Genomic DNA, 5,170 nt, shown 5'->3' on the forward strand with positions numbered 1-5,170 from the left:
GTAACATTTTAAAAGTTATTCACAAAGATCAACAACTGCAACGTCTAACGATGCATTACTCTGGTTGGTCTTTAGTCGAAATTGACAATATTAATGGCTGGATTCCATCTGCTACTTTGACTGATATAGCTCCTAATAAATTAGAAAAAAACACTAATAATAACAACCTTTTAAAAGCGCTTAATCACCACAAAAACAAGGTTAAAGACCTTTCTAGCAAGATTTTAAAGGCAGATAAGAAACTTAAAGACCTTCAGGCTTCTTATGAAAAATCCATTACCACAATAGCTAAATTAACGACTGATTTGGACGCGCTAACACTTGAAAATAATCGCCTATTAAAGATATCAGTTGAAGCCAAGGTGAAGAATTCTAAAGAGGAAAAAATCGAGCAGAAGCTTGATTCTAGTAGCGTTGTGCCAGATTCTGAAAGCACTAAAGCAACCCAAGTTGATCATGCTACAAGCGCCCCACTTAATATGAATTGGTTGTATTACGGTGCTGCTGGTGTGTTCGGCGTGATTGCATTGTTAGCCTTCTCTATTTACAATAGAAATAAGCGTCGTCATTTTGATCTAAATACGTTAAGGCGTTAATAAATAATGTCAGCTTTAGAGGTAAATATTGATACTTTTGATGAATTGGTTATCGACCAATCACACAAGCGGCTGGTAATTTTAGATATTTCTGCTGAGTGGTGTGGGCCTTGCAAGATTTTAGAGCCGGTCATTACTTCAGTTGCGCAAGAATTCAATGCGTCTGAATTTATTTTAACCAAGATTGAAGCAGAAGATGAAAATATGAAAATCGCTGGACGCTATGGTGTGCGTGGATTTCCAACGGTTATTGCGTTTATTAATGGCAAAGAAGTAGATCGTTTTCATTCTGCTCAAACGCCTGATTTTGTTCGTGATTTTATCGAAAACAATCTAGATAAACGCTGATGAAAACAGGTATTTTACTGACCAATTTAGGCACGCCTGATGAGCCAACCAAGTCCGCTTTAAAGCGTTATTTGTCTGAATTTTTGTCTGATCCGCGTGTGGTTGATCCGCCCAATAAATTAATTTGGTGGCTGGCTTTAAATGTAGTCATTTTAAATATTCGACCGAAAAAATCTGCATTAAATTACGCCAAAATTTGGGATAGTTTTGGCTCTGGATCGCCTTTACTCAACATTACTCAGGCTCAATTGGACGGGTTAAAAAAGACGCTTTCTGAGCAAGATTATGAGTTTGAAATGGGTATGCGTTATGGTAATCCTTCGATTGATCGAGCGCTAAACAAGCTTAAAGATAAGGGTTGCGAGAGAATTGTTACTTTACCACTGTATCCTCAATATTCAAAAACAACCACACTATCTACGCTTGATGCTATTGAGCAAACTCTGTCTACTTGGCCTAACAAGCCTGATATGGTGTTTATTGAGCATTATTACCAGAATAAATCCTATATTCAAGCATTGACTAACTCTATTTGTGAATATCAAGCTAAAAATGGCACGCCTGATAAATTACTCATTTCATTTCACGGCATTCCGCAGCGTTATGTTGATAATGGCGATGTGTATTATCAACACTGCATGCAAACGGCTGATTTATTAGCAAAATCGCTTAAATTGAGAGGTGATCAGTGGCAAGCGAGTTTTCAATCAATTTTTGGTCGTGAAGAGTGGACAAAGCCCTACACTAAAGATACATTAGAAGATTTTGCCCATTCTGGTGTTAAAAGTGTTCAGGTGGTGTGTCCAGGGTTTTCTGCCGATTGTTTGGAAACATTAGAAGAGATTGATGATGAAAATCGCGGCTACTTTATTAATGCGGGCGGAAAAGAGTTTGGCTACATTCCTGCTTTAAATACTCGCCAAGACCATATTGATGCACTTGCTAGCGTACTGTCAGAACATTTATAGTTTGTTCGTATAATTTATATTATGTTAAATAACCTGAATTGAGTCCATATCTCAATGGTTTATTTCATATTGATTAGCAAACCTCTCTTCTCTATATTGAGTCAATCACCAGAACTAGACTGTGTGTAGTTAGTGTTGTTATTGCTTTGTATCACTGGTTTGGCAATGGCTGAGGCTACGGTTTTTAAATCAACCGAGCCAATCACCTGATTTTGATCATTGACCACATTGACCATTTGCTGAGCGCTTTTAACGATTTCAGGCAATATATCTTCTAACACCGTGTTTTGATTGAAATTTGGACCTTTGATGCTTACACCTTTATTCATCACTGATTTGATTTGAATGACTCGTCCCCGATTAACATCTTGAATAAAGTCAACAATGTACTCGTCATCAGGTTTAAGAATAATGTCTTGCGGACTACCCTGCTGTATTATTTCACCATCACGTAAAATTGCAATTGAGTCGCCAATGTGCAGTGCTTCATCCAAATCGTGCGTAATAAAAACGATGGTTTTATGCAGCTCTTGTTGTAGAGTTAACAGAATGTCTTGCATATCAGTCCGAATCAATGGATCTAGTGCTGAGAATGCTTCATCCATGAGTAGAATGTCCGCATCGGTGGCCAAAGCCCGTGCTAGACCAACACGCTGCTGCATACCACCTGAAAGTTGTGATGGATAATGGTCTTCAAACCCTTCTAAACCCACTCTAACAAGCCATTTTGATGATTTCTGTTTGGCTTTTTTTAGTGACATGCCTTGGATTACTAAGCCATAAGCTACATTTTCTGCAACGGTCTTATGCACATGTAGGCCAAATTTTTGAAATACCATTGCTACTTTATGGCGCCTAAACTCACGAAGTGTACCTTTTGACATTGACAATACATTTTCACCGTAGATATCGATACTGCCAGCGGTTGGCTCAATTAGCCGATTGATGTGACGAATCAGTGTTGATTTACCTGAGCCTGAAAGGCCCATAATTACAGAAATCTGATGTGCCGGAATGTCAATATTGATATCCTTTAGACCAAGCACATGATGATATTTATCCAGCAAGTCTGCTTTTGACATGCCATCCTTAAGATGAGTCACCATTTTTTTTGATCGATTACCAAAAACCTTATAAAGTCCTTTAATGCTAATGGCTATCTCATTCTTACTCATGCAAGTCTCCATGTCTATGTTTTTGCAAGCGCTTGCCATATTGTTGTGTCACTCGATCAAAGATAATGGCTAGAGCCACAATTGCCAACCCATTTAACAGTCCTAAGGCTAAATATTGATTTGAAATTGAGCGCAATACTGGTACGCCTAACCCTGCTACGCCAATCATTGATGCAATCACCACCATTGATAAAGCCATCATAATGGTTTGATTAATGCCAGCAAAAATATTGGGTAGTGCTAAGGGAATTTGCACGTCAAATAGACGTTGACGATAATTAGCACCAAATGCGTCTGCTGCCTCTAATGCTTCTTTACTGACTAAGCGAATACCTAGATTAGTCAAACGCACAATTGGCGGTAATGCATAAATACATACGGCGATCAGTCCTGGAACTTTACCAATACCTAACAGCATTACTACTGGAATTAGATACACAAATGCTGGAATGGTTTGCATGACATCGAGCAGTGGTGTGACAAAAGCTTGTGCGTATTTTGATCTAGCCATCAAAATACCAATTGGTATGCCAATGGAAATACAGATAAGCGTTGCTACCGAAACAATTGCTAAGGTTGACATGGTGTCTTTCCACATACCAAAATAGCCAATAGCTACAAAGGCCAGCACTGCACCTATTACAATTTTAACGCTGCGACTTCCCAGCCAAGAAAATACACCAATAATTAGCAAAATAAGTGGCCATGGTGTTGCCAGTAATAATTTTTCGAACCAAACTAAAAAATGAAGAAGTGGATCAAAGAAGCTTTCGATCGCTTCACCATGTTCGCTGGTAAATTCAGAAAAACTACCATCGATACCTTTTTTAAAATCACGCAATTCACCGCGACTCATCGCCGGAAATTTACCTAAAAAATCCATAACTAGCTCGTATTATTAAAAAAAATGCCTGAATAATCAGGCATTTTTTTTATTGTTTAAATGTATATATTATTTAATGGCTGTTTTAACTTTAGTAGCAACATCATTACTTACCCATGATTTCCAGACGTCTGGCTTGGTTAGTAAAAATTCAATTGCGGCATCGGCACCACTGGCTTGATTGTCACCCATATAGACCAACATTTCATTCATATCAGCGCCTGGATAAACACGATTCTTTAAGTAATTTGAAACTTCAGAGCCACCATTTTTCTTAAGCTTATCAGTAATAACTGTATGCACTTCTGACTCAGTCCAAGAGCTTGGTTGTGGATTGGCGCACTCTTCTTTGGCCAAACAACCGCCCCAATGTTCACTACCCACAAATGGAACGCCAAAATCAAGCTTAGTCATGTTGTACTTGCCAATTAACGCAGTTGGCGACCAGTAGTAACCAAACCAGTTTTGACCACGCTCAACCGCTTTTGACATAGAGCCATCTAAACCAGCGCCAGAACCTGGATTGATCAACTTCCAACCTTTGTTTTCCATATCAAATGCTTTGAACAAATTAGCATTGGTTAACTGACAACCCCAACCTGCAGGGCAAGTGACAAAAGCGCCTTTTGACGGATCTTCTTTATCTGGGAATAAATCTGGACGTTTAATTACGTCAAGTACTGTCTTTAATTCAGGATGTGCTTTAGCCGTGTGTGGTGGAATCCACCAGCCTTCACCTAAATCTGTAATTGGGCCGCCATTCGCCGAATGAAGCGTACCCGCATCCATTGCCTTAACAAGTGGCTCACGTACACCGTTAATCCATAATTCTGGTGCAACATCCGGCTGACCTTTGGTGTTCATTGAAGCAAAGGTTGTTGTTGTAGCGCCTGGCACTAAACTAACGTTACAATCATAGCCTTCTTCAAGAATAATTTTATCGACATTGGCCATTAATTCGGCTGATGCCCAGTTCATTTCAGCAATTTGAATATCGCCACATTTAGCGATAGCTGCATTTGAGGACAGAAGAAAAGTAATGGCAAGACCTGCCGCTTTAATGTGTTTTTTATTTAGCATAAAACCTTTTATTATTTAAAAAAAACTGAAGAAAACAAAAGGGCTTAAGTAGATAAAACAACTATTTTCTTAACAGTTGCTTAAACATTTTAACAGTCTGAACTGAGTTTTGAGAGGATC

The 5,170-nt window shown here is 38.7% G+C and carries 6 protein-coding genes; 3 read left to right on the forward strand and 3 right to left on the reverse strand.

Going from position 1 to position 5,170, the window contains the following annotated elements; all coding sequences use genetic code 11:
- The 3 genes from PSN35_RS05835 to hemH all read left to right on the forward strand — a co-directional run.
- On the forward strand, positions 1-596 hold a 596-nt coding region (locus PSN35_RS05835), incomplete at its 5' end, for a hypothetical protein (protein ID WP_300030751.1).
- A 6-nt stretch (positions 597-602) separates the two neighbouring features.
- Positions 603-944, forward strand: a complete 342-nt coding sequence (locus PSN35_RS05840) for a co-chaperone YbbN (RefSeq protein ID WP_300030754.1) — start codon at positions 603-605, stop codon at positions 942-944.
- The gene (gene hemH / locus PSN35_RS05845) at positions 944-1,912 is read left to right on the forward strand and encodes a ferrochelatase (RefSeq protein WP_300030757.1); all 969 of its coding nucleotides are present in this window, start codon (positions 944-946) and stop codon (positions 1,910-1,912) included. Before PSN35_RS05840 ends, hemH begins: the two co-directional genes overlap by 1 nt.
- A 101-nt stretch (positions 1,913-2,013) precedes the next feature.
- Here hemH and PSN35_RS05850 read toward each other — a convergent pair whose 3' ends face one another.
- From PSN35_RS05850 to PSN35_RS05860, 3 genes are all read right to left on the reverse strand, one after another.
- Positions 2,014-3,087, reverse strand: coding sequence for a glycine betaine/L-proline ABC transporter ATP-binding protein (locus tag PSN35_RS05850; protein ID WP_300030760.1), 1,074 nt, complete (start codon positions 3,085-3,087; stop codon positions 2,014-2,016).
- Positions 3,080-3,970, reverse strand: coding sequence for a proline/glycine betaine ABC transporter permease (locus PSN35_RS05855; RefSeq protein WP_300030762.1), 891 nt, complete (start codon positions 3,968-3,970; stop codon positions 3,080-3,082). The genes PSN35_RS05850 and PSN35_RS05855 overlap by 8 nt, the downstream gene beginning before the upstream one ends.
- A 69-nt stretch (positions 3,971-4,039) precedes the next feature.
- Entirely contained in the window at positions 4,040-5,050 is a 1,011-nt protein-coding gene (locus tag PSN35_RS05860) for an ABC transporter substrate-binding protein (protein ID WP_300030765.1), read from the reverse strand.
- Positions 5,051-5,170 lie beyond the last annotated feature (120 nt).

The sequence above is a fragment of the Candidatus Thioglobus sp. genome (genome assembly GCF_028599055.1).
In the GTDB taxonomy this organism is placed as follows: Bacteria; Pseudomonadota; Gammaproteobacteria; order PS1; family Pseudothioglobaceae; genus Thioglobus_A.